At 63.6% G+C, this 23798-nt stretch carries 18 protein-coding genes; 10 read left to right on the top strand and 8 right to left on the bottom strand.

The features are described 5' to 3' along the window. Positions 1 to 4: 4 nt before the first annotated feature. From ACK4K7_RS14165 to ACK4K7_RS14150, 4 genes are read right to left on the bottom strand one after another with little or no spacing between them, the layout of a single operon-like run. A complete protein-coding gene (locus ACK4K7_RS14165) occupies positions 5 to 2737 on the bottom strand; it encodes a DUF1156 domain-containing protein (protein WP_431866973.1) in 2733 nt (910 codons plus the stop codon). After that, positions 2721 to 6953 (bottom strand): sacsin N-terminal ATP-binding-like domain-containing protein, encoded by a 4233-nt coding sequence (locus ACK4K7_RS14160; protein WP_431866972.1) that lies wholly within the window; start codon positions 6951 to 6953, stop codon positions 2721 to 2723. The genes ACK4K7_RS14165 and ACK4K7_RS14160 overlap by 17 nt, the downstream gene beginning before the upstream one ends. Further along, a complete protein-coding gene (locus ACK4K7_RS14155; RefSeq protein WP_431866971.1) occupies positions 6950 to 10459 on the bottom strand; it encodes a helicase-related protein in 3510 nt (1169 codons plus the stop codon). The genes ACK4K7_RS14160 and ACK4K7_RS14155 overlap by 4 nt, the downstream gene beginning before the upstream one ends. A gap of 25 nt (positions 10460 to 10484) precedes the next feature. Then, positions 10485 to 11348: a WYL domain-containing protein gene (locus tag ACK4K7_RS14150; protein WP_431866969.1), complete on the bottom strand. Its 864-nt coding sequence runs from the start codon at positions 11346 to 11348 to the stop codon at positions 10485 to 10487. A gap of 105 nt (positions 11349 to 11453) precedes the next feature. Here ACK4K7_RS14150 and ACK4K7_RS14145 point away from each other — a divergent pair, with 105 nt between their 5' ends. The 8 genes from ACK4K7_RS14145 to ACK4K7_RS14110 all read left to right on the top strand — a co-directional run bounded on the left by ACK4K7_RS14145 (position 11454) and on the right by ACK4K7_RS14110 (position 16582). Then, positions 11454 to 11690, top strand: coding sequence for a DUF2188 domain-containing protein (locus ACK4K7_RS14145; RefSeq protein ID WP_431866967.1), 237 nt, complete (start codon positions 11454 to 11456; stop codon positions 11688 to 11690). 23 nt (positions 11691 to 11713) lie between these two features. Next, on the top strand, positions 11714 to 12685 hold the full coding sequence (locus ACK4K7_RS14140) for a CBASS cGAMP-activated phospholipase (protein ID WP_431866965.1): 972 nt from the start codon (positions 11714 to 11716) through the stop codon (positions 12683 to 12685). Continuing rightward, positions 12682 to 13938 (top strand): nucleotidyltransferase domain-containing protein, encoded by a 1257-nt coding sequence (locus ACK4K7_RS14135; RefSeq protein WP_431866964.1) that lies wholly within the window; start codon positions 12682 to 12684, stop codon positions 13936 to 13938. Before ACK4K7_RS14140 ends, ACK4K7_RS14135 begins: the two co-directional genes overlap by 4 nt. Beyond that, complete coding sequence (locus tag ACK4K7_RS14130) at positions 13923 to 14624, top strand: hypothetical protein (RefSeq protein ID WP_431866963.1); 702 nt, start codon at positions 13923 to 13925, stop codon at positions 14622 to 14624. Before ACK4K7_RS14135 ends, ACK4K7_RS14130 begins: the two co-directional genes overlap by 16 nt. A gap of 364 nt (positions 14625 to 14988) precedes the next feature. Beyond that, positions 14989 to 15633 carry a S24 family peptidase gene (locus ACK4K7_RS14125; RefSeq protein ID WP_015459677.1) on the top strand — a complete coding sequence of 215 codons (645 nt, stop codon included), beginning with the start codon at positions 14989 to 14991 and terminating at the stop codon, positions 15631 to 15633. A gap of 12 nt (positions 15634 to 15645) precedes the next feature. After that, on the top strand, positions 15646 to 16071 hold the full coding sequence (locus ACK4K7_RS14120; RefSeq protein WP_431866961.1) for a hypothetical protein: 426 nt from the start codon (positions 15646 to 15648) through the stop codon (positions 16069 to 16071). After that, a complete protein-coding gene (locus ACK4K7_RS14115; protein WP_171129629.1) occupies positions 16068 to 16373 on the top strand; it encodes a DUF5818 domain-containing protein in 306 nt (101 codons plus the stop codon). The genes ACK4K7_RS14120 and ACK4K7_RS14115 overlap by 4 nt, the downstream gene beginning before the upstream one ends. Next, the gene (locus ACK4K7_RS14110) at positions 16373 to 16582 is read left to right on the top strand and encodes a DUF6961 family protein (protein WP_431866960.1); all 210 of its coding nucleotides are present in this window, start codon (positions 16373 to 16375) and stop codon (positions 16580 to 16582) included. Before ACK4K7_RS14115 ends, ACK4K7_RS14110 begins: the two co-directional genes overlap by 1 nt. Before the next feature lie 19 nt (positions 16583 to 16601). Here the strand turns inward: ACK4K7_RS14110 and mobF are convergent, their stop codons facing one another. From mobF to ACK4K7_RS14095, 3 genes are read right to left on the bottom strand one after another with little or no spacing between them, the layout of a single operon-like run. Beyond that, positions 16602 to 19526, bottom strand: coding sequence for a MobF family relaxase (gene mobF, locus ACK4K7_RS14105; RefSeq protein WP_431866958.1), 2925 nt, complete (start codon positions 19524 to 19526; stop codon positions 16602 to 16604). Between the two features lie 37 nt (positions 19527 to 19563). After that, positions 19564 to 21921, bottom strand: coding sequence for a type IV secretion system DNA-binding domain-containing protein (locus tag ACK4K7_RS14100; protein ID WP_431866956.1), 2358 nt, complete (start codon positions 21919 to 21921; stop codon positions 19564 to 19566). After that, positions 21918 to 22244: a hypothetical protein gene (locus ACK4K7_RS14095; protein WP_431866954.1), complete on the bottom strand. Its 327-nt coding sequence runs from the start codon at positions 22242 to 22244 to the stop codon at positions 21918 to 21920. The genes ACK4K7_RS14100 and ACK4K7_RS14095 overlap by 4 nt, the downstream gene beginning before the upstream one ends. A 437-nt stretch (positions 22245 to 22681) precedes the next feature. On the opposite strand from ACK4K7_RS14095, the gene ACK4K7_RS14090 reads away from it, so the two are divergent. Beyond that, positions 22682 to 22924: a hypothetical protein gene (locus tag ACK4K7_RS14090; protein WP_171128448.1), complete on the top strand. Its 243-nt coding sequence runs from the start codon at positions 22682 to 22684 to the stop codon at positions 22922 to 22924. A 58-nt stretch (positions 22925 to 22982) separates the two neighbouring features. Here the strand turns inward: ACK4K7_RS14090 and ACK4K7_RS14085 are convergent, their stop codons facing one another. Continuing rightward, complete coding sequence (locus ACK4K7_RS14085) at positions 22983 to 23219, bottom strand: hypothetical protein (RefSeq protein ID WP_171128446.1); 237 nt, start codon at positions 23217 to 23219, stop codon at positions 22983 to 22985. 340 nt (positions 23220 to 23559) lie between these two features. Between ACK4K7_RS14085 and ACK4K7_RS14080 the strand changes: the two genes are divergently transcribed. Then, complete coding sequence (locus tag ACK4K7_RS14080) at positions 23560 to 23790, top strand: DUF6437 family protein (protein ID WP_336919407.1); 231 nt, start codon at positions 23560 to 23562, stop codon at positions 23788 to 23790. Positions 23791 to 23798: the final 8 nt, after the last annotated feature.

Genomic DNA, 23798 nt, shown 5'->3' with positions numbered 1-23798 from the left:
CCCCCTATATGTCCAGCCGCGTCTGACGATCGCCCGTTGTGTCATGGATCGCTGCCGCCTGTCGGGTCAGTTCAGTCCAATCCGCAACCAATGCGTTGTAGGCGGTGGCCTCTTGGCGATCCTGCCGCTTCTTGTCGCTGATGTCGTAGAGCAGGTAGGCAAGATCCTTTACCGCCTCCGCTTTGTCGCTCCCGATTTTCTTGAGAAGCATAGCCGTGTCGTGTGACAGGCCATTCTCTTGATATTGCCGGACGAGATACTGGCAGCACTCCCAAATCGTGACGTGCCCATCGGTCTGGGGATCCCAATCCTCCTCCAATTCGTCGCGCTTGTAGATGCGGACCCGCCCAGCGGACGACTCGACGATGCCAGCATGGCGCACATCATCGACGGAGATACCGCGGGCCCGGGCGAGGTTGTCCGCATCCCCGAAAACGCCCTTGTCATAGCCGTGCTGGGTGAACCATGTAACGGCAAAGCGCGTCTCAGCGTCAAAGTCACCCTCTTGTGACGAGAGATACTGATCCAGTTCCTCGTTGATGATCTGCAATGCAGTTTTAACGGACATCTTCTGGTCGTTGCCTTCGATTACCGAGGCGTATCGACTGAAAATCGCGATGCCAGGACCGATTGAAGCCTGGGGAATGTCAACCGGCGCGATGTTCGCGCGGTGCATCTCCTTCAGGGCCGCGGGTAGTTCCCGGCGCAAGGTTCTGACGAATTCGACCTTGGAAATTGTCTCAGAATCAGCCCCGCGAGGACGGCAAGCCATCACGACAGAAGTTGCGAGCACATTCTTATTTTTCTTCAGGTTGCCAACCAGCTCAGTCCGCACTGGCCACGTCGCGCCGATCGAATAACCTGCATCTACGATGGCCTGTAGGAAAGTCGCCCAGCCCTTTACGGAGAAGCCGCTATCATCCACCTCGCCTTGCCGGAAGGCGTAGTAGATCGCAGCGGGCACGTCGGAGCGCCCTTGGGTTGCCATATGGCGCATGACGGTGGTCATTCCATCAAGGAAAAAGCTATCGGCCTCGTCCTTGCCGCCATGACGTTTGTAATCGGCGACCAATTCCTCCTGCTTCGGCACCAACATTGTTGAAAACAGGTCCGGATAGGTGCTGGCCAGCCCCTTTCTCAGCCAAACATAGAAGAAGTCGGAAAGGTCCGCATAAGGTACGTTGTCGTAATATGGCGGATCCGTCGAAATGACGAAGCCGGAGAAATCAACGTTCTGGGCATCTTGCTGCCTTTCTACGCCGCCTTGATCAGAGCAAGGCAGCGCGGCCACGGCTTTAGCTAGATACTCGACCTGGCCCATGAAGTTGCCCGATGAAGACGAAAATGGGTTCCCTTCGACGGTGTCCCACCGCATTGGCAAGGCCTGCATTGCAAATACTTGCTGCACGTTTTCGCCAACAGTATCCCAAAAGGCGTTGGTAGATTGCCTGTTGGCCAACCTGCTCACACACAACACTAGATACGAATGGACCGCCTTTCGATAGGAGGGATCCGAGATATCGCTGATCACATCAGGGATGAGGTCCATGAAGGTGTTCAAAGCGATAGTCTGACGATCCATGAAAAGATCGGATATGTTGGTGGGCCCGTAGTTGGTGACACTCATATACTGAGGGTGCTGCGATAGAGGATATTCCGGCCGCCAATCGGGCTTCTCGCTGAAAGCGAGGGCCTCGTGTTCCTGGGTTGCGGGGACGTACCGGCGGCCGCCCTTACCCTCCGCTACGATGGCGAGAAGGCGCCAGCCCATTCTGCCCGCCATTCCCTCGGCTTTAACATATTCAGCGGTGATGGCGTCGCCGGTTAGCAGGCACCTGAAGTTCGCACCGCGGCCCGCCTTCGTTCCCGCCGAAACGACAGCTGGGTCAGCCGGTTTGCCCGTTTGTATCTCGAAAGAGATGTCGGAGCCGCTGACTCTTGGCTTTACCCAGACGGATTTCTTTGGCTTGTTGCAGAGCCAATAGTTTGAAATCAAAGGAACATGGGCACCGCGTACTGCGGGATTTGGGCTAGCAACGGTTCTAGCCCAGAGCCAAGCAAGGACGGTCGCTTTACCGCCCCCTTCCTTTTCGGGAAGAACGACCTGCGGATAAAGATGCCCGATCCTCCTCCATGCTTTGTCAGTGAGCAACCGCGCATACCAGAGGATATCTTCTGCGAGGCCTTCGGCACCGCGATAGTGGAGGCGTTCCTGTTTCCCAGGATGGACTGGTTTCTTATCCTTAAACTGGGACGGCAACTCGATCATTGCCTTGCCAATCATTACAGCAACCGGGTTCAGGTCGGAGCCGGTCGACGGCAGTCCGAGCCGCACAGCTTCAAGCGGAATGGAAGCGCCGCCTGAAAATGGGTCGTATATTGGTGGGACACCTTCCGGGAAGTTGCGACGAATCTCAGCGCGGGCACGCTCTACAACTTCCCCGTTGGTAGAGTTTTCCCATTTCACTAGGTCCTCGATGATCTTGAAAAGGCGCTGACGTTCCTCCTCGATTGCCTCCTCGGTCGGAAACTTCTCCGGATGGCTCGACGGGTCGTCGACTAGCTGAGCGAACAATACTGCGCGGCACGCCGCCAACGGCCGCCTTGCCCACCAAAGATGCAGCGTCGACGGATGGCCATGACGGATCGATTTTTCGCGGGCGGACGCCGCATTGATAACCTCAAGAGGGATCGCGACCTCGATAAGCTTCTTCTTTGGATTACTGGTCGAGGTCATAAACTAGCCTGTACGTTGCGGGGTGAATGGTCATCTGGCCGCCATCGCGCAGGGCGCGAAGGCGGTTTCCCGTAATCTCGACGGGATCACCCTCCGGGTTGACGAGAATGAATGAGTAGATGTCCGGCTTCTGGTCGAGCAATCCCCAGACCTCCGCATCAATCTGAAGCGGCTCGCGCTCCAGACAATGGTCCTTCGGAAAATAGTGGCGCAGGACTTCACCGCTGGCCGAGCGCCGCTCCCATGGAAATCTCCCGCCATTGACGCGGCCGATCCAGCTTCCGTCGGGATGGAAGAACCGATCTTCGCCATCCGCCTTGTAACCCTGGGCTTGCGCAAAGCGCGCCATGACGCTGGGCCGGGGCGGCTTCGCCGGCGCACGCGGGCGGTAGAGGGCCTCTGGTTCCAACGCGCCCAATTCGGACTCGTCGTGAGATAGGCCGGGTTCTGGCGCAGCTGGACGCGCATCATCCTCGAATTCATCTAGCTCGCTTGCCAAGGATTCCTCGCCGGCAGGAACGGAGTCTGCTGTAACCTCCTGGGCCCGACCGTCGTGGTGCGCTGGGGTGGCGACCACCGCCTCAACCGCCGGCGCAGCCTCTACTTTCTCCGGCCCTAGGGTGAAGTTCTCCTCAAGATAGGCCCGAATGTCCTCGGCCGATCGTTCGAACGCGTAGGCCAGGGCCGAACGAATGTCGGGTGTGAGGCTTTTCCCGATCTCTTCGGGCACCCGTTTTGCGAGCTTTGCCTTACTCAAAGGCGTGACGAAGAGTGTACCTTCCCGCCAAAGGATATCGGCAAGACGGGCGGTGCCGGCTGGCGTTCCGTCAAGGTAGGGTATCACTTCGAGCCGCGGAGCGGTGACCCAATCTGTGTTCGCCAGTTCTGCGGCCACTGCCCGCGCCCGCTGTGTTTCATCGGGATCGCCGAATTCGATCCGCTGAAGCTGGGTTCCGAACGCGGTCAGCCAAGCCCGCTTCTCCTCGAGGCCGGCGGGGAAGGACGGTTGGTTGAACCGCTCTTCGATCTTGTCCGAGAGGGGCGCCAGGCCGGCAAACGGTAGGTCGCGCACCGTCTCCCCGGACAGGCGCTGCAAGTCGGCGGTCTTTCGTTTCACCCAGTCGTGCAAATGGCTCCATCGAACCAAGCCCTGCATGCTGAGCGCATAGTCGAGCGTGTCGACAGCCACCCACTCGCCGAGAAGATTCAACCAGTGGCCGCTCTCCTGCCAGATGCGGAACGGATATCTGACCAAGAGCGCGCGCACTCTGCGCGCATCGTCCTGTGAAAGTGGCAAGCCCGAAGAGAGGGTGCTGAGCCACTGGATCGCCAAGTCCGCCGACGGCCGCTCGGCAACTCCGACACGCTGCCAAAGGCTAAGATGCCCGACGGACGCCCGAATAATCGCGGCCCCCGGGACATCTTCCTCGTCGCCATGAAGGAACACAGCGTCGGCCGTTGCCCAGGTTCCATCATGGGCGAGGATCAGCCGCTCGGACTTGAAGGCATCCTTGACCCGCTGAGTATCACTCGTCGAGGAGCTGTCCAGCATCGTGTCGAGCCGGCGATACCACTTCTCAACTTCCTGGACCGGAGCGCGTTCTGATCCGGCCAGGGCGCGCAATCGTTTTAGAAGTTGCTCCGGGCCACCCGGCTTGCTGCGAACACCCAGGAGATCGAGAAGCGGGCGCGTCGCCTCGCGGTCGAGCAAGCCGTGGACGAATGGCTCCACGTCGATGAAGGATTCAGTCTCGGGCGTCCGGCGAAGCAGGTCGGCGGGGATCTGCGGGACGTCGCGGGTGTCAGGGAGACAGGGCTTATCCCTGAGCTTGAGGATCCAGCCTGCAAGCAGGGGTTCCCAGCTGATCGCCCGCGTTGAGCCCGTCGTGGCGACCTGAAGCAACCGAGCGCCCGTCGCTCTCGTCCAAAAACTCTCACGCTGATTGAGGATCTTGCCGGCGACCTTGGTCCAGATGGCCGCATCGGAAGCAGCCATAGCTTGCCAATGCTTCCAATACTCGGTCGGAAAATCCGAATCCTCGATGACAAAACTGTCTGTGACGTAGGGGTAGTTGAGCCCGCCGCTCTGGCCGCGAGCCTTGGCTTCGGCCGCGATCCGTGAACGGCCGTAAACACTGATGCGTGTGCGGGCCAATGGGACGAAGGTGTGAAGGCCCGACCGGCCCGATCCAATCCAGCGCAGCCATTCCTCACGCGAGCAGGATGAAAAGCCCGCAGCGTAGTCCGGGTGCAGAAGGTGCTTTTCCTGCGCCGATTTGGGGAGAAGCGCCTCGATGGACCCGTCCTCGTCGAACAGCACCGAATGGCTGACGGGGCGCAATTTGCGGTCCGCGGTAGCGTATCGGAACGAGGCGCCGATCGTAGCACTCAATTTCGCCGCGATCTGGGCGAGACGCACGCAGTCGGCCAGCTTGGGCTGGCCAGCGGCAAAATAGGACTCGGCGACGCGCTCGATCACGGCATTCACGTCGCTGGTCGTGTCGAGACCAATTTCCTCGAGCACATCGAACGCCCCTTTGACGGGATCGTCCTTGGCGCTCTTCCCCTCGCGCTCGTCGCGGCGTTGCTCGGCGAGGAAGCGCGTCCAATTCTGATTGAGGGCAATCAGGTGTTCGGCGAGAAAGCTCCAATCGTCGTCCGATTGGAGCAGTTTCTTCTCCCCGAGGCGGACCACCTCCGAGGCGGCGAACAGCACGTCCTGCCCTTGGACAGGGACGATGCGAAGCGCTTTTGGGTCATCGCAATCATAGCCCGTCACCTCGGGCGCGATGTAGGTCCACAAATTGAGCAAGTGGCGCCACGTCGCGGGCCGCGGCAGGTGAACCTCGCTTAGGCGTTCGAACAGGTCTCCCTTGCTGAAAACATCGACGAGGTTCCAGTTCTGGAGCTTTGCCCGGTCCGCGACCGCCACGTGCCGCGAAAGCGCCGGTCGCGCCTTCTCGTCGAGAAGGGTCATTGCCTGTTCCGCCGGCCAGACCTCGAATATCTCTGCAGGCATGACAACCGCCTGCTTGCTGCCCACCAGCTGGCCGTCATCGGTCAGCAGGATCGGCGCTTCCGCGAGCGCCTCAGCGCAGGCGACCTCGACAATGGCGCCGCACACACCTTCAAGGTCGGTCGCTTCACGATTGACGTCGGGCAGGAGCCCGTACGCAGCGGCGCGGTCCGGGATTCCCGTCTTCGTGTCGCCCAGCCATTCGACCATTGCTTTGGCCGCCAGTGCGCCGGCTCGTTCAAGCAGCCACCGGTTGGTGGGAGAGATCGAAGGATCCTTAATCTTGAGGCGGGCTGGATCCTGGATGAAGGGGGCGTTGCAGGCGAACGGGAGCGGCGTTTCAACGCCGGTGGGGAGAACAACGTATAGTCGGCCCTTGGCCCCGAGCACGATCTCGACACGGCACGGCGGAAACTCGCCGCCATCCTCGGCGCCCAGCATCCGCTCCTGGCGGATTTCCTCGAGGGCGTCCGAGGGGAACGCTTCCTCGCCGGAGCGCACCAGGAGAAAGGTCTGCTCAGCCTTCTCGTCGAGAGCCATCCATTCGCTCTCGGCAACGGGCCCAGCACCCATGCTCTGCCAATGAACTGTCTTGTCGCCGATCCGCAGCTTGCGGATGTTCCTGAAGAACAGCAGAGAGACGGGGCTCTTCAGCCACTCATCGAGGTTCTTTTCGACCTCCCGCCGCCGCAGGTCGCTTGCGATAGCGACCTCCACCCGCGTGGAATTTGTTGGGAGGCGCTCCGCCTCGACCCAGTGCGGCTCCGTAAACCGGGCGCGGTCGAATGCGACCGCCAATGATGGGGTGTAGAGCTCGACGCGATCGCCCAAACTGAAGGTGCTCTTGAAGCCGATTCCGCGAAAGCCGATCGTGTGGAGCGCGCGTTTGTTCGAGTAGCCGAAGCGGCAGATCGACGCGAAATGCGCCTCGATGAAGTCGTCCCCGTTGTGCTCGAAGATGAAGCGGTCGTTCTCGATCGAGACTTGGGCTTCGCTTGCGCCGGCATCGTCCGCATTCTGCAACAGCTCCGAGAGGATATGGCGGGGGCTTTGCACCTGCTTGAACAGCTGGTGCCAGGGCCCAGCGAGCTCCGGATCGGCCTCGAGTTGATCCCAGCGCTGCGAGGCGCGGGCTCTAATTGCTTCGAAATAGTCCGGCGGCGGCGTGATGCCGGCCGCGAGCTGATGCTTCGTGCTCATGCCGGCGCGCCAGCCCTCTCCAACAGTCGCCGGAGGTCGAACTGAATTGCGGTTTCGAGAAATGATGGCTCGCGGTCGACCAGCGGCCCGCGGACATACCGCGGCTCTTGAGCGCCGGTGTCGGTGACGGAAACGATCGCCAGGATGAATTTATCGGGCTCGTGAAGCGATGTGATGATCTCCTGGCGTGTGATCATCACCGAGTCCGCACCATCGACCCGTCCCTTGACCTCGATGAAGCGCATATGCCCGGAAACGGGGTCGTAGGACTCGATGTCATAGCCAAGCTTCTTGGCGGACACGTCGACCGGCCTGTTGCCGAGAGCGCCTTCGGACGCGATCACTGCGGACATGGCCGCCAGCTCGATCTTGCGCCGGGCCGCAGGGTCCACCGCAAACTGCGGTGGAACAGGATCGTTGGTGACCTGTCGCGCAGCCAACAGACCGCGCGGGATCACGACCATGCCGCCCCGTACCCGTGGCGGCTGCGAGGAGATGAAGCGCTCCTTCTCAAGCTGGTCCATCCGGCGCTTCTGACGTTCGGCAAGCTCCTCGGCGCGACGCTGGGCGTTCTGCCAGTTGAGCCGGGTGCGCTTGCCCGCCTTCTCCTCTTCCTTCAGCTCGAACGCGCGGGAATCCCAGTAATTTATCTCCTTCTTGAGGCGGGAGCGGACCTCCTGCTCCACCTTTTCAATCTCGGGCACTCGGCGCGCCTTGACCTCCGCCACATGCTTTTGCGCCAGTTCGACGGTGGCGAACCGGATCGCAGTCTTCTCCAGCTCGCTCGTCAGCCAGCTTTCGTCGAGGAGATCTCGGACCAGGTCGATCTCTTCCGCAGCAGCCGGACGAAGGTTGAGGTGCGGCGCGATGCCTGCATTGGCGGCGTGGCCGGACTTGTCGATCGCGGCAAACTGAAGCCGCTGCGAAATCACGTGCGGCTTGCCCGCGCTCGTCTCTCGGCCGTCATGAACCGCATGCTCGAGCAGGAAAATGGCTGACAGCTCCTCGCCCGTTTCCGTGTCGTCGACGAGGATCGCGCCTTGGCGCATGATCTGCTCATATTGCTCGCGGATGAGGCTGATGACCGCCTCGAGCAGAGGATGGCCCGGACAGACGAACGCAGCCACCGGTTGCTGGTTGATGAGGCTCTTCTCGAAGCAAATTCGCTCATACTGTTTCTGGATCGGAGCTCCGGTACCAATCTGACGGTCGCGCTCGCGGATCCGCACCGGCACGTGCGTGATTTCCCAACGGCCCTCTTCGCGCCGCTTTAGCCGACCACCGAGGTGCTGGAACGCCTCGACGAAGAAGCTTTGGATGTGATGCGGCTGCAGCCGGAGCGCTTCAGCACGTTCCATTTCGAGGCGCAGTTCTTCGACCTTGGCCGCCGGCATGGTGTCATTGGTGAGAGCACGGCGGCGAAGCAATTCCAGCAGATGGGATTGATCGACAGCCCCGTCGACCTGCTGGAAAAGCCGCGCCTTGACGTCCTCTTGCTCGCCGTACTGGATCGCTTGGAACAGGAGATCCTTCAGCGCCGTGCCTTCGAACAGCTCTCCGAGCACGTCATATACTCGGCCGCCAAGCGCTTCGCGCGCCGCCTCCAACTTTTCGAGGAGGCGGGCGTAAACCTCGCCCTCACGCGTGTCCGCCGCAACCAGGTTCCAGAGGTGGCAAACCTCGGTCTGGCCGATACGGTGGATACGGCCGAAACGCTGCTCGATCTTGTTCGGATTCCAGGGCAGGTCGTAGTTGACCATGAGATGTCCGCGCTGCAGGTTCACGCCCTCGCCCGCAGCGTCGTTCGCGATCAGCACAAGCAGGTGTTTGTCCTGCATGAATCGCTCGATGACCTTGCGGCGCTCCTCGCGAGAGACCCCGCCGTGAATGACGTCCACGGCTTCCGGATTGCCGAGGCGTGCCCGCACCTTGTCGAAGAGGTAGTGGAGGGTGTCCTTTGGCTCTGTGAAGATGATCAGCTTGCGCCGATTGCCGGCGCCATCGATCATGAGATCGTCATCAAGAATGCGATTCAGTTGGCTCCATTTGGTATCCACACCGGAGCGCAGGACGCCGAGCGCCATCGCCTCGAGGCCCTTCAGGGTCTCGACTTCCATCGCGAGCTGCTCAACCGTCTCGGCAGTGGTCGCGCCAGTTGAAATCAGCTCCTCGAGCTCGTCGATCTCGTCCTGCCCATATTCCTCGATGTTTCTGAGGATGTCGGGATTGACGGCCGGCTCGTCGATCCCGGCGCGACGGCCCTTCGCGGCAAGGCGCGCCTCGCCAAGCTCCGTTTCCAGCCGCTCGCGGCGACGGCGCAGCGACTGGTAGATTGCCGCGGGGGAAGAGGCGAGCCGCCGCTGGAGGATCTGGAGCGCGAAACCGACATTGTTTCGCTTCTTCCCGTCTCCTTCGGCGAAGCGCTGGACCCGGTTCATCTCCGTGCGGACGTACTCGGTTACCGCCGCATAGAGGGCAGCTTCACCCTCGGAGAGTTCATATTTTACGGTATAGGCCCGCCGTTCGGGAAAGAGCGGCCGCCCGTCGAACTTGAGCAGCTCCTCCTTGGTAAGGCGCCGCATCATGTCTTCCGTATCGGCGTAATGAACACCGTCTCGGAACCGCCCCTCGAAGCGGTCACCATCGAGAAGCGCCATGAAGAGCTGGAAGTCTTCTTCCTTGCCGTTGTGCGGCGTCGCCGACATGAGCAGCAGGTGCCGGCAGACCTGGCCGAGCTTTTGTCCGACCTGATAGCGCCGCGTGTATTTGACTTCTCCGCCGAAATAGGTGGCGGACATGCGATGCGCTTCATCGCAGATGATCAGGTCCCACTCGCGCGCACTCATCAGCTTGTCCTGCAACTCCTCGTTGCGGGCCAGCACGTCGAGGCGGACGATCAGCCGGTCACGGTCGCTGAACGGATTGCCCGACCGCGAGGTTTCGATCATGTCGCGGGTGAGAATGTCGAATTCGAGGTTGAATTTCTGCCCAAGCTCGTCCTGCCATTGCTCGACGAGGCTGCCCGGCGCGACCACGAGGCAACGCTCCAGATCGCTACGAGCGATTAGCTCCTTCATCAGGAGGCCAGCCATGATCGTCTTGCCGGCACCGGGGTCGTCGGCGAGGAGGAACCGCAGGGGCTGCCGCGGAAGCATCTCGCCGTAGACCGCCGATATCTGGTGCGGCAGAGGATCGACCAGGCTGGTGTGGATCGCCAGATATGGGTCGAAATAGTGAGCGAGCTTGATGCGGTTGGCTTCGGTCACAAGGCGCAAGAGGGCGCCGTCCGCGTCGAACGACCAAGGCCGGCCGCCCTGTTCTACCTCCAAGCGGTGCTCGTCGTCCCGATAGAGGACGGCCTCGGCGACTGAGCCATTATGATCGCGATAGACGACGTTGATCGCCTGATCGCCGATCCAGTCCACCGACACGACTTGAACGGGCTGCGCAGACGCGATGCCACGCACCGACGCGCCGTTCTTTATCTCTTCAAGCTTTGCCCCCATCAGACGGCACTTCCCCCCAGGTCGTTCACAGTTGGAACTCGGCCCGCTCAAGCGCGGCTTCGGTTTCCTTGCGGTTTATGGTGACGATGTGCTGAGTGCGAGCGCTTTGCTTCGCGGCGTCGCCGAGCAGGCCCAGCCGCTTCAGCACGTAAAACAGCATCGCATAGCGAATCGAAAGCACGCCGCGTCCCTGATCGAACCCGTAGTCCTTGGCGACGACCTGCCTCTGGCTCTCCGTCAGATCCGGATGGGGACCGATGATGACATCGAAATGATTGTTCCAAAGCCAGTCCTGGTCACCGGTCGCGCCGGGCTCGTCTTGGCCGCCCACCCCCAGAATTCGCGGCAGCAGGAAGTCCTTGAACTTGAGCTCGAGGTGGCAATAGGCACGGACGTGCCAGCGAAAGCCGTCATAGCCGAAGGCATGCGGGGTGATCCGGCGCCAGATTGGCTCCGGCCGAGTCTTGTTCATTGACTGATAAAAGACGTCGACTGACCTGCCCTCGCGTACCGCGTCGAGTATCTTGCGCAAGACCTCGATAGCGACGTCACGTTTGGGGGTGAGCGCGACATCGGCCTGCGGAAGCTCGGAAATCCAGGAATCATGCGCAGGCACGATCCCCTCGGCGACTGAGCGAAGCTGGGTCAGATAGACGTAAGGGTCAGGGTCAAGAAAGCGCAGGACGAACTTCTCGGCGGCGACATAGCGTTTGGCGCGCGTGTCATATTCCATGTTTCCGGGGGCCCGTTCCTGATACAGCATCAGGTCCTTGGAGGCCTGCGGGGTCGACACACCGAAGCAATCCTTGATGTCTGCGCGGTTGATCGATCCCTCCCAGAACAGGCGAAACTCAATAAATTCAAGCCTCTGCTGAACACCCCAACTCAAGATCGACCCTCCGAATGCGGATATAAACTAGTCGCACTTGACCACTAGTGCGTATAGTTGTTATACGCACTGCAAGCGGAGAGTCAACCGGACAGGGAGGCAAATGTGGCCGACAGATACGTGACCAAACATCCCAAGGGCTGGGCGGTAAAAGCGCCCGGCGCCGAGCGCGCCAGCAGCGTCCATTCGACCCAGCGCGCGGCCGAGCAGGCGGCCAAGCAAACCGTCCGGAATCTCGGCGGAGGCGAGGTCCGCATCCAGGGGCGCGATGCTCGCTGGCGCGACTCCGACACTGTCGCTCCGGGCAACGATCCGAATCCCCCGCGGGACCGGAAGCACTAGGTGGGGAAGCGGGCGTCGGCGCGGTGAAACGGATTCTGACCATCGATGGCGGCGGTATCCGGGGCACGTTCCCCGCCGCCTTCCTTGCCAATCTCGAGCAGGATCTTGGGCAGCCCATCGGCCGGTATTTCGATCTCATCTCCGGGACGTCTACCGGCGGCATAATCGCCATCGGTCTGGCGCTCGGGCTGCACGCTGCGGACATTCTCAAGCTTTACGAAGAGAAGGGACCGGCGATTTTCGCGCAGACGCGCGGCGGCGTGGCGGGATGGCTCGGACGGTATCTCCGCAACGGACGCTGGATTTTCGCCCCAAAATATAGCGCGCAGCCGCTTCGTGACGCACTGTCCGGGGTGCTTGGCGATCGCAAGCTCGGCGAGGCCAAGACGCGCCTGGTGATCCCCGCCTGGCATCCGCAGACGCAAGGCGTCTACATCTTCAAGACCGCGCATCATCCGCGGTTCGCGACCGACTATAAAGAGCTTGCGATCGACGCCGCGATGGCGACCGCGGCCGCGCCGACCTATTTCGCGCAGCACGTCACAGCCAATGATGTTGGGTTGGTCGATGGCGGGATTTGGGCCAACAATCCGACCGGCCTCGCGGTGGTCGAGGCGATCGCGATGCTCGGCTGGCCGGCGGACGACCTCCGAGTTCTCAGCATCGGGTGCCTCGAGGACATCAAGGTTGTGCAGGAATCCTATGGCGCGGCTGGCATTGCGCCCCAGCTCGCCGGCCTGTTCATGGACGGCCAGTCGCACGGCTCGCTAGGAATCGCGAAGCTGCTTACGGGCCATGAACATGACCGGCGCGCCATCTACCGCGTCTCGCAGCCGGTGCCTTCGGGCTTCTACTCGCTCGACGACACTCGTCGCATCCGCAGTCTCAAGGATCGCGCCTTTGCCGAGGCGCGCATCCAGAAGCCCATCCTCCAATCGCAATTCTTCGACGCTCCCGCCGAGGAATTCGTCCCGCACTATGAGGTGACCCCATGACCGTGCACGACAAGCGCCTTGCGAAAACCCACGACGACATTCTCGAGGCGATCGCCGAAGCGCTCGACATTCCGCCGTCCAAGTTCGAGGAGGCGAAGAGCCGCTACGAGGCGATCGGCAATTGGCTTGATCGGCCGGAATCGACCCTTGCCGACTACGACCCGGCAATCTCGCCTCAGGGTTCGTTCCTGCTCGGCACGGTGACGCGTCCGCTCACCGAGGCGGAGGAATATGACGTTGACCTCGGCTGCCGGCTGAAGGCGACCAAGGCCGAGTTCACGCAGAAGGGCCTGAAGGAGGCGGTCGGCTACGAAGTCGCCCTGTACGCCAAGGCCCAGAGCATGGCCGAGCCCGAAGAGCACCGGCGTTGCTGGAGGCTGAACTATGCTGCCAGCGCGCAATTCCACATGGACATTGTCCCATCACTGCCCGACGCGCAGCGCTACCAAGCCAAACTCGCCAAGCGGGGACACCGCGATCTCGCGCTCGATGCCGGGCTGACAGGGCACGCGATCGCGATAACCGACAACACGCTCCCGCACTATGACGTACGGACCGAAGATTGGCCGCAGAGCAATCCGCTCGGGTATGCTGCCTGGTTCCGCAGCCGCATGCGCTTCCAGCTGGCACTGCGGAAGAAGGCTTTTGCCGAACGCGCCCGGATCACGGCCAGCGTGGATGATATCCCTGACTACAAGGTCAAGACTCCGCTGCAGCGCGCGATCCAGCTGCTCAAGCGCCATCGCGATTGCATGTTCGTGCACGATTGCGAGCACAAGCCGATCTCGATCATCATCACCACGCTCGCGGCTCACGCCTATAATGAGGAGCCGACGATCGCGGGCGCACTGCAGAGCATCCTCACCGGCATGGATCGCTTCATCGAGGATCGCAGCGGCACCGCGTGGGTCGCTAACCCGGTCAATCCGGCCGAGAACTTCGCCGACAAATGGGCAGAAGTCCCCAGAAAGCGTGACAATTTCTATCGATGGCTCGATCAGGCCCGGCAGGACTTTGCGCTGTACCTGCGGGCGAGCACCTTCGACCAGATTCCGCAGGCGCTCCGCGATCGGCTCGGCCCCGGCCTCGTCGACCGAGTCATGGCCGCGGTGCCCTCAGTCGCCGCAGCCGAGCTCGCCGCCCCCGCTATCCTGACTGGCGCCGCCAAGGCCGCGGACGTCGAGCGCGCCGAGCGCGCTATCGAGCGGATCAATCGCGAGGGGGCCCAGTCGCAGCCTTGGGCCAGCTTGTAGGGAAGCGGAAAGAGCTGGCGCTCGAGGAGGTCAAGGCGGCGATCGCCTTCGACCAGCCGAAACTGCACGCCCGTAAAGACGACCGCACCATCCACGTCGAGGGCAGCTATCTTGTCTTCGAGAGGAACGTCGTCGCGGCTCCGGGCGGCCCGATCACCGCCTTCAACATCCGCATGGAACTGCCCGTCCACTATCCGTGCTTCGAGCCCAAGGTGTTCGAGACAGGCGGGCGGATTCCGCGCGAGCCTGATCGACACATCAACCCCGATGGGGACTGCTGCATAACGGTATGGGAGCACTGGCTGGCAACCGCCGCCGACCAATCGATTGCTGGCTACATCAACGGCCCACTCCACGAGTATTTTCTCGGGCAGTTCTGGTTCGAGAAGACTGGACGATGGCCATTCGGGGAGCGAGCGCACGGCACTGCCGGTCTCGAGCAGGCTTATGCGGAAGTGCTGAGGGTGGCGAACAACCGCCGGCAGCTACTGTACCATCTGCGGTTGCTGTCCCAGGACTGGCCGAAAGGTCATTGGCGGTGCCCATGCGGAAGCGGCAAACGCCTTCGCTATTGCCACCGCAACGAGCTCGAGGTGATGCACCAACGCGTCCGGCCAGACATCGCGCGGCGCATGTTGCGGCGCCTGAACCCGGAGAGGCGCGAAATGAGGGGTACCGGAGCTTAGGGTGAGCCCAGCGCCACGCTTGGCCCAGCTGTCCAGCATCCTTCAAAGAGAATTTGAAGCGGGACTGACAAGGTCGGCCGTGGCCGTGCTTCGGGTGATCAGGTAGGCCCGAACGCGCTCCTGCGTCCTACGCCTAAGACGTCGTCCCGAACGCAAATCTCTTACAAAACGGGGATCTCCGACGGCCAGTCTGCCGAACGTGCTCGGCGGCACTTTGGTGCGCGCCAGATATCTCTCGACCTGCTCCAGAAGCTCCATTTTACCCGACTCGCATTACTCTTGCGTTCCTGTTATGTTCCTACTAGGAAGGCATCCTAGAGTCTAGGATTGGATTTCCTAGACGCACTCACTTGGGACGTCGGCGATGGACGAAGCACGCAAAGCCCTGGACGAGCTGATTCAGCAACGGGGGTACAATTACTCCTCGGTTTCCCGCCTCCTCGGGCGCAATGCGGCCTATATCCAGCAGTACATCCGGCGCGGCAGCCCGCGGAGCCTGGACGAGCAGGATCGCGCAGTGCTTGCCCGGTTCTTCGGTGTCGACGAGAAGGTCCTTGGGGCTCCCGACCGCCGCTCGGGGCCGGTTGTCGAGCTGGTCCACGTGCCCGTGCTCAGCGTCGAGGCTTCCGCCGGTCATGGGGCGCTGGCCGAGATGGAATCCAAATGCTCCCAGTTTGGCTTTGATGAGAAATGGCTCCGCCGGCTGACCGCCAGCAAGGCGTCGAGCCTATCCATCATCGGCGTGCACGGCGACTCGATGGAGCCGACCCTGCACGACGGGGACGAAGTCATGGTCGACCTCGCCGACGGCCAGTCGCGGCTGCGCGACGGCATCTATGTCCTGCGCATGGACGACGCGCTCAACGTGAAGCGGATCGCGATCGAGCCGCAGGGCCGCCGGATTTCCGTGCTGAGCGACAACCCGGCCTATCCGAGCTGGCGGGGCCTCGAGCGCCGCAGCATCAACATTGTCGGGCGGGTGCTTTGGTTTGGGCGTGCGCTGCAGTAAGCCCGCCGTTCCATGCTGACCTTCCTTGCCGCCTCGATCGTTGCCGCCGGACAGACCTTCACATGCACCCCGACCCATGTGTGGGACGGGGATGGACCGATCTGGTGCGCGGAGGGGCCCCACGTCCGGCTCTCCGGTATCGCGGCGCGCGAAATGGACGCCACCTGCCGAACCAACCAGCCCTGTCCCGACGCCTCGCCGACCGAAGCCCGGGACGCGCTCGTGGGCCTGCTCGGCGGTGCCCGCGGACGCAATTCGACGGGTCACGTTGCCGTGGCCGGCCCGAGAATGACCTGCCGCTCCGAAGGATCGGCCGGGGGGAACAGGACAGCAGCCTGGTGCCGCCTGCCAACCGGCGCGGACCTGTCGTGCGCCATGATCCGCACGCGCACGGTCCTGCGTTGGGATCGCTACTGGAAAGGCCCTGACTGCCGATGAACGCCGACCTGCACCTGCGCGGCCGTCTCGAACGGGGAAGAGTGGGCCTGGTCCTTAGGGCCGACGGCGGCGGCACATGGGAGCTCGACGCCGGAGGGCGAGCGCACCGGCTGGTCGGCCAAGAGGTCGAGGTCGTGGGACAGCGCGCCGGGTTCAACGGGGTCGCCTGCGAGCAGGTGTGGCCCGCCGGCACACCGCGGCCGCGACAAAGCAGGGTTAGGATCGAGTATCTCTTGGCCGGGGGCCTCGTCGCCTACGGCGTCATTGCCTTCCTCGTCGGGCTGGTCGGCTATTTCCGCTGATGCTCAGCGAGTGGGAGCTGTGGGCCTGCGCCAATCGGGTGCTGCAGACCCACGGCGAAGAGGCTGCGCTCCATGCCGCCGAGCAGATCGGCGCCCTCGTCCTGCAAGGCGATGCCCAGGGCGTCCGCACCTGGCAGGCGATCGCCGCCCGCATCGCGCAACTTTCCGCAACCGGTGGGCAAGCACCGCCCATTGAACGAATGAACTGATCGGCCGGCGAGAAGGGTCTTAGATCCCGATTTCGAACGGCTTGGTGAGCGACCGATCGCGCTCGGGCGGCTCCCGCTCTGGTAGCGGCGACCACCCTTTCGCCTGGCCCTTGGCGGCGGCGTCGCGAAGGAGATCCACGGTCTCCAGGGCCGATCGCTTCATGCCCGGGTTGCGCTCGACGGCCGCCTCCAGCTTGCCGGCATTGTCGACGAAGAGGGTGAGGCCGTCGCGCAGCCGCGTAATCGTCACTAGGAACGTCTGCTGGTTGGAGAGATTGCGCTCGCGGCTGTCCATGACCGCTATACCGCGATCGGAGGTCAATCCCTGAGCCATGTGCGCGTTTAGGGCGTAGGCGAGATCAAGCCGTTCGAGCATTGGGTCGCCCTGCGACAGCTGGTGCTCGGCCCCAAGCGAGGTCTTCACCGTCACGCGCCGGTCGTCAATCGCGACGATGCGCGCCTGGTCGGCATTGAGCAGTCCGCGCTTGTGGTCGGTCTCGGTCCAACGGATGCGGTCGCCCGCGTAGATCTCGAGCGGGCGGACCTCGAACAGCCGGAGCGGGTCCTGCTCGCCTTGCGGGCGCAGCTGCCCGGGACGAAACTCGAAGCGCCGGCCGCGTTCGTTCTCGAGCGTCACCCGCTCGCGGACGGCATCGGTTTCCACGACCCGGTACTGGCCCTTGAGCAATCTCTGCCCGCGCTGGCGCCGGTCGATCTCGACCACCATTCCTGGGCCATAAGTGCGGGCATAGCGCAGCTCCTCGCGGGTGACATTGACGCGGGAAAGGGTGTCCACCCTCATCCCCACCGTCCCGAGCTCCCCATTGGCGCGGAGGCCCGACTGCACTGCGTCATTGACCTGGCTCCGCAATGCCCGGCCGGAGGCATAGATCGACGTGCGCTCGCGATCCTGCGGCGACAGCGATAGCCAGGCGGCAGCGGCCTCGACGGCGGCTCCCTGAGCCACCTCCACGACATGCTTGCCCAAATGCCGCAGCGCCTCGTCGATCTGCCCGCCCTGGGCCGCGTATTGCGCCCGGCGAAGCGCCTGCTCGCGCGCGCGGACATTGATGTTCATGACCGCGGTTTCGACCCCGGCCTGCTGCATCACGTCGAACGGCTTGCCCGCATCGACCGCGCCGAGCTGCTTGCGATCGCCGATGCCGGCGAACCGATCGAGCTCAAGAAGATTGGCGAGCCGGACCAGCTTTTCCTTGTCGGCATTGCCGACCATCGAGGCCTCGTCGAGCAGCACGACGGTGCCGCGCATGGCGGCTCGGGCTTCGGCAACCCGCGCCGGATCACCGCCTTCGAGGAGGTCGCGGTGGCGCCGAAGGAAGCGCGTGACGGTCATCGACGGGATGCCGGTCTCGCGCTCGAGCATCTGCACGAGCGTGTTCTGCACGGCCAGGCCCAGCACCGCCCGACCCTCCTCGCGCAGGATGTCGGCGACCGGCTTGAGGACCGTGCTCTTGCCGGCACCGGCGATGCCCTGGATCGCCACGATGCGGTTGTGGGAGCCGAGCAGCAGGCGGCCTGCCTTCTCCTGCCCGGGGTTCAGGGTCATCCCGTATTTGAGCTGGGACAGCGCCTGCAGCCGCTCGCCGGCAACTTCGGACGGCACGATGGCGGGAGCAGTTCCCCGGCCGCTTTCGACGCTCGCGATGATGCGCTGCTCAAGGCTGATCGCATCGCGCGTCGTTACCAGTTCGCGATCAGCCCCTTTGCCCCTGAGCAGGTGGCCCTGGCGCAGCAGCTGGTCCACGCGGTGCTCGATCTCGGGCATCGAGGTGGGCAAGGCGAATCCAAGCGCCGTTCGATAGATCTCGGCGCGCGGAAATGCCGCCTCGCGCTCGCCTAGGTGACGAACGGCTGAGGCAACGGCGTGCACTGCGGCGATCTGCTCTGGTGTCCGCTTGCCCATGTGCGAAGGGACGAGCGGGTCGCCCTCCCGCAGCCCCAAACGCTCGGCAAAGGAGACGGCGAGGGAGCGCCCGCGCTCGACAAGCGAGCGGACCGTCTCGCCCAAGCCGGGCACGTTCCCGAGGTCCTGGACCGCCCGCGCGTTGGCCCTGGCAATCACCGCCGCAGGGTCGAATCCGAGCTTGGCCGCAGCCTCCTTCCACTGGCGCGCGAGCGCATCGCGGTCCTCGATCCTCGCCTTTTCCGCTCGCGTCATCAGTGTCGCGGCATCGAGCACGCCCGGTCCCCGATGGTCCATCTTCGCAACAGCTTCGAGGATCTCGGCACGGCGGGTGCTGAAGGCGTCTCGGATGGATTTAGGAACGCCCACGGCTTCGAAATTGCCGTGCTTGCCGAACTCCCCGACCTCGTAGCCGAGCTTTTCGACGGACAGGCGAAAGCGCGCCATGGTCATCGCATTGAGCAGCGTGTTGTGCTCCCAGAGCTTGTCGTTCCTGAGCGCCCGCCATTTGCCGTCCGGCCCTTGCGTCACGTTGGCGACGACGGCGTGGATGTGCGCATTGGGCTCCTGGTTCCGGTTGGTGTCGTGCTGGAACAGGCCGATCACGAGGTTGCCGGTCGCGACCACCCGCTCCTTCCCGCGCACCTCCATCCGGGTCTCGGCGAGGTTCTTTTCGGCCCAGGCCAGCGTCTCCTTCACCGCGGCAGAATAGGCGTCGAGGATGCGCCGATCCCCGCCCACAAGCGCGAGCAGCGACCAGCTCTTCGGCATCGAGAACGTCAGGTCCGTGCCGGCGCGGTGCACGCGGTTGTCGCTCCCGACACGGTTTCCGTCCAGCAGCAGGCCCTTGAGCACGGCCTCGAACTGCCGGGCCTCGATGCGGCCCTCGAGGCCGAGTGCCTGGGCGCCCTTTCCAAGCCATTCGCCGGAGCGATCCGCATCGGCCCGCGTGTAGTAATTGTCGGCGGCGAAGTAGTTCGCGGCGCCGCCGGCCGTGCGGACATTGGCTACCGAGAGCATGGTCCGGACCCCGACCGGGCAGCGCGCCCTACCATCGTCAAAGCCCCAGGTCGCCGAGATCGGGCTCCTCGCGCGGCGGGGCGTCGCGCTCGGGCATGCCGTCCTCGAGCATCAGCTTCCGGGCAGCGGCGTCGGTCGGCCGCCCGACCGGCCTATCGGCATTCTGGGGCCGGCTTGCGGGATCCTTCACGACAGGAGCATCGGGCCGGCCGGGCTCCTGCGCATCGCGCGCGGGGTCGTTCCCGGCAGACGATGTGCCCGCGCGAATCACGGCGTCCTTGGGAAGCGTGAAGGCAGGTGGAGCGGGGTTCGCCTGGGCGGGAACATTGGCCGCATGCCGGTCGTGTGCCCCCGTCGCCCGGGGCACCCCGACGTCGACCCTCAGGTCCGGGGGACGGTCCTGCGCGGGCGGCATTTCGCTCCTCGACTTCTCGGTCACGTCGCGCGGTTCGAGTGCCAGCACGCCCTGCTTGGGGACCACAGGCTTGCCCGCGCCGTCGTCGTTCGACGACGGATGTTCGGCGGTCCCCGAGGCTGGTTGGGCTGGCGGCCGGAGGGGCGGCGCCTCCCGCGGGAGCGCTCCTGCCGGCGGCCGATCGTTGGCCCGGCCGATGAAGGTCTCGGCGACCCGTGGGCGGCTCACCGGCTTCAGCTGGACGGGTGCGGCGGGGAAGCCGTCGGGGAACTTGATGTACCCCGACAGCCGCGGCAGGTTCATCAGCTGGTCGGGCAGCAGCAGCGGCTCGATGTGCTTGCGCGGGGTGAGGCTGACCGCATCGCGGGCATTGTTGTAGCCGTAGGTATAGGCCTCCTCCATGTCGCGCACCTGCCGGTGACCGATGAAGTCCGAGCACCAGGTGGCGGTCTCCCTATCGGCCGTGCCGAGGATCAGCTTGGTCCGCGCGAGCGACGACAGGGTCATCGCCATGTTCTCGCCGTAGACCTCCTTGAGCTTGGCGTAGGCATGCAGTCCGAGCACGATTGCTCCCCCGAAATTGCGCGCGGTCTGGAGCCCCTTCTCGAGCGCCGGCAGGCGATGCAGCGCGCCGAGCTCGTCGATGAAGAACCAGCATTTGAGGTCCTGCGTGCGCGCGGTCGTCATCAGCGTGTTCATCGCCGTGTCGAGCCACAACGTGAGCAGCTGCGCGCAGACGCTCATGTCGACGTAGCGCGCCGAAATGAACACCACCGAGCCTCTGCCGTCGTCTTCCTCGACCCATTGGCGCAGCGAGAAGCGTGAACCCGAGCTGGGCAGGAGCTTGAGCGCCTTGGCGTTGACGTTGAACACGGCGCGGATCGATTCCGCCATCCGGGCGGCTTCTGGCGCGGTCAGCGGATCGGCGATCGTGCCGCGCATCATGGCATGAACCCGCGAGAGGTCGGCGGTCATGAGCTCGCGCGCGAGCGCGTCGTTCGTGGCGCGGCCCTCGGCGACGAGCTTGAGGCAGAATTCGACGAACAATGCCCTCGCGGCGATCACCCAGAACTGCGCTTCGCCGCCGCCGTCATGCGGCACCAGGGCCTCGGCGGCGGCCCAGAATTCACCCTCGCTGCGGCATTCGTCGAACAGGCTCCACGCGGGGCACCGAGCGTCGAGCGGGTTGAGGATGGTGTCGCGGCGGCCGTCGTGGAAGTGCTCGATGAACGCGCCGGTGAGATCGAAGATGACGCAGCGCTGGCCCTTTGCCCGGGCCTCGGCGACCATATCCGACATGGCGACTGTCTTGCCCATGCCGGTGGTGCCGATGAGCATCGCGTGGCTCTGCTCGAGCCGCCACGGATAGACGACGGTTGCCAGGTGTGATGGCCGGTAGGGAAAGGCGGACGCGAGCTCGCGCGGGCTGCACAAGCGCCACTTCCAGCCGAGCGCCTCGCTTAGCTCCCGGGTGCGCTCCCGCCGGTTGTGTATGCGCAGTTCATCGACCAGCTCGGGCAGCGTGACAAGCAGCGCGCCCCGCTCGTGCTTGCGTTCCTTCGAGCGGCTGCCGAAGCGTGCCGCGAACCAATAGAACAGCGCGAACGCGGGCACCAGCAGCAGCGCCGACCGGACCAGCGCGTCGCCCAGAAGGCCAAGCATATGGTCCCATGCCCGCACCACCGGCGGGAAGCTGTCGAGCATGGCGATCGGCAGCTGGATGGTCCCGCCGAACGCGGTCTCGAGCGCGATCCGCTTCTCGGGATCGAACTCCATGAAGCCGTAGATCGCGGCATAGATACGCATGCCGACAAGGTACATCTCATGATCGGACAGCTGCCCCGAGAGGGTCCACCATGAGGTCCACGCAATCACGATGGCGGCGACGATCAGCGGGCCCTTGAGGCCGGCAGCGAACATGAAGCTGAAGTGGCCGAGGAGCTGGCTGCCGCGGGTGAAGTTGACGAGGTTGCGTTTCATGCCTCGCCTCCCTCGTCGGTGCCGGCGACAAGGCCGAGCTCACGACATTTGCGGGCGTAGGCCTGGTGTGCGCGCTCGCGCAGCGCGTGGTCCGGGTGCCCGGCCAGGAGCGCATCGACGCCCACCATCATGAAGACCGAATGACGGGCTATGCGCTCGACCGAATGCTCGAGCCGCGAGACGTAATCGTCGTCGTCGCAGGCTTGGGCAAGCAGCGAGCGGATCCACTCGCTGATGCTGATTTCCCGTCGCCGCGCAGCGGCACGCACGCGCACGGCAAGGTCGTTCGACACATGGACTTGGAGAGAAATCGGCCGTGACATTCACGGACTCCTCGAATGCGGAGCCCGGTGTCGCGCGGCGAAAGGCCCTTCCTCACTAGGTCAAATCCGAGAACATGTCAAGAACACCTAAGATGCCGGATTTCCGGGACGTGGAGCGACCCTTCATTCGAATCCGATTTGAAAATTGGCCCAAATCAGATCTGATTGAGAAGCTGCCACCTGCCAGATTGGCGCATAACATGTTGTCATTAAGCCATATTTCACTGCGACCCGTCGCGTAGGGTGTGCCCCTGTCCCCAACTTCGGATGGCGAATCCGGGAAACGCGCCTGGCCCGAATGGAACGGATTTGAAGCTCTTACCGGTGGGCTGCCGAGCGCGCCGGCCGCGGGCGCGGATCTGGCGGTTTTAGCCTGGGCAATCCAGCCGCGAGGACATAATCTGCGTGCAAGAAACCGGACCAGCGGGAGCACGCGAATGTCCAGCGTAACCTTGTCGGCAACGCCCAAGGGCAATGGCTTCCAGGCGACGATCACCTATTCAGACGGGGTCGCCGTCAGCTCCGCCGAAGCGTTCCCGAGCGAGTCCGAGGCAATCTCGGCAGCGGCCCTGAAGCTGCTCGAAATGCCCGACAGGCTGGAACGCTCAAGCCAGCCGAATTCCGACGGTCGAACGGGGGAAAGCTCCTTCGATCGAGCGCCCTCGAACAGCCTGGATTAAGGAACCGAGCAAAAGGAAAGGAGGAAGCCCGGGCGGGCTTCCTCCGTGCGTGACCGGATCAGAATTCGTCGCTCAGCTTACTTGGCACGGCCTCGATGACGCGGTCCAGCAGCGCCTCGGGCAAGGCGTTGTAATCGCCTTCGTCGACCGCGACGTAGCCGGCATCCTCGTCGACCAGAACGTACTGCGTGAAGTAGCTGTGAAAGGACCGGGCATGGGCCTGATCCAGCGCGGCCATGAAGGCCGCGCGGTCGGCATTCAAACCTCCAAGATCGGCGTTCGATGAAACATGCATGGCTATCCTCCTGATGTTCGATGCGTCGCATCAGGAGCTCACGCGGAGGCGGGCGGCGGGCCGGGTCAGGGACCGCGTGGAACACGCGGCCGCGGAAGCGGCGATGGGGGCAACGATTTTGTCGGAGCAGGGATTCATCCCTGCTGCGGCAAAATGGTGGGGCCCCGTCGTCCTTGACGCGGCTTGTCGGCCGCATCACCCTCGGACTACTCGCGAGAGAGACCTCTCCAACATCTGCGGGTTGGCCCCGCCTTGCCCAAAAAAACCGTTTTCCTACACGCCTTCGTGATGGCAGATTCCGGCTCGGAGGGGACCAACGGCCAGCGAAAGGAACATGCGAATGGCCAGGTCCAAACCGAGCGCTCGGGATGCGCTCAGGAAGCTGCGCGAGCAGCGCGAGGAGCTCGATGCACGGGAAGCGAGGCTCCGCGAAGAAGCGGCAACCGAGCTCGGCAGGCTCCTCATCGAATGCGGCGCCGAGACGCTCGAGCCGGGCGCACTCAGGCAGCTGATCCGCCAGTCGATGACCCTCGGGATCGACGAGACGCTGAAGCGTCTCGCCCCCGCCTGAACCCTGCC

The organism is Allosphingosinicella sp. (genome assembly GCF_046295735.1).
Classification (GTDB): Bacteria; Pseudomonadota; Alphaproteobacteria; order Sphingomonadales; family Sphingomonadaceae; genus Allosphingosinicella.
The sequence above is the reverse complement of the archived record's forward strand: the minus strand, read 5'-3'. Positions and strand labels throughout refer to the sequence as shown.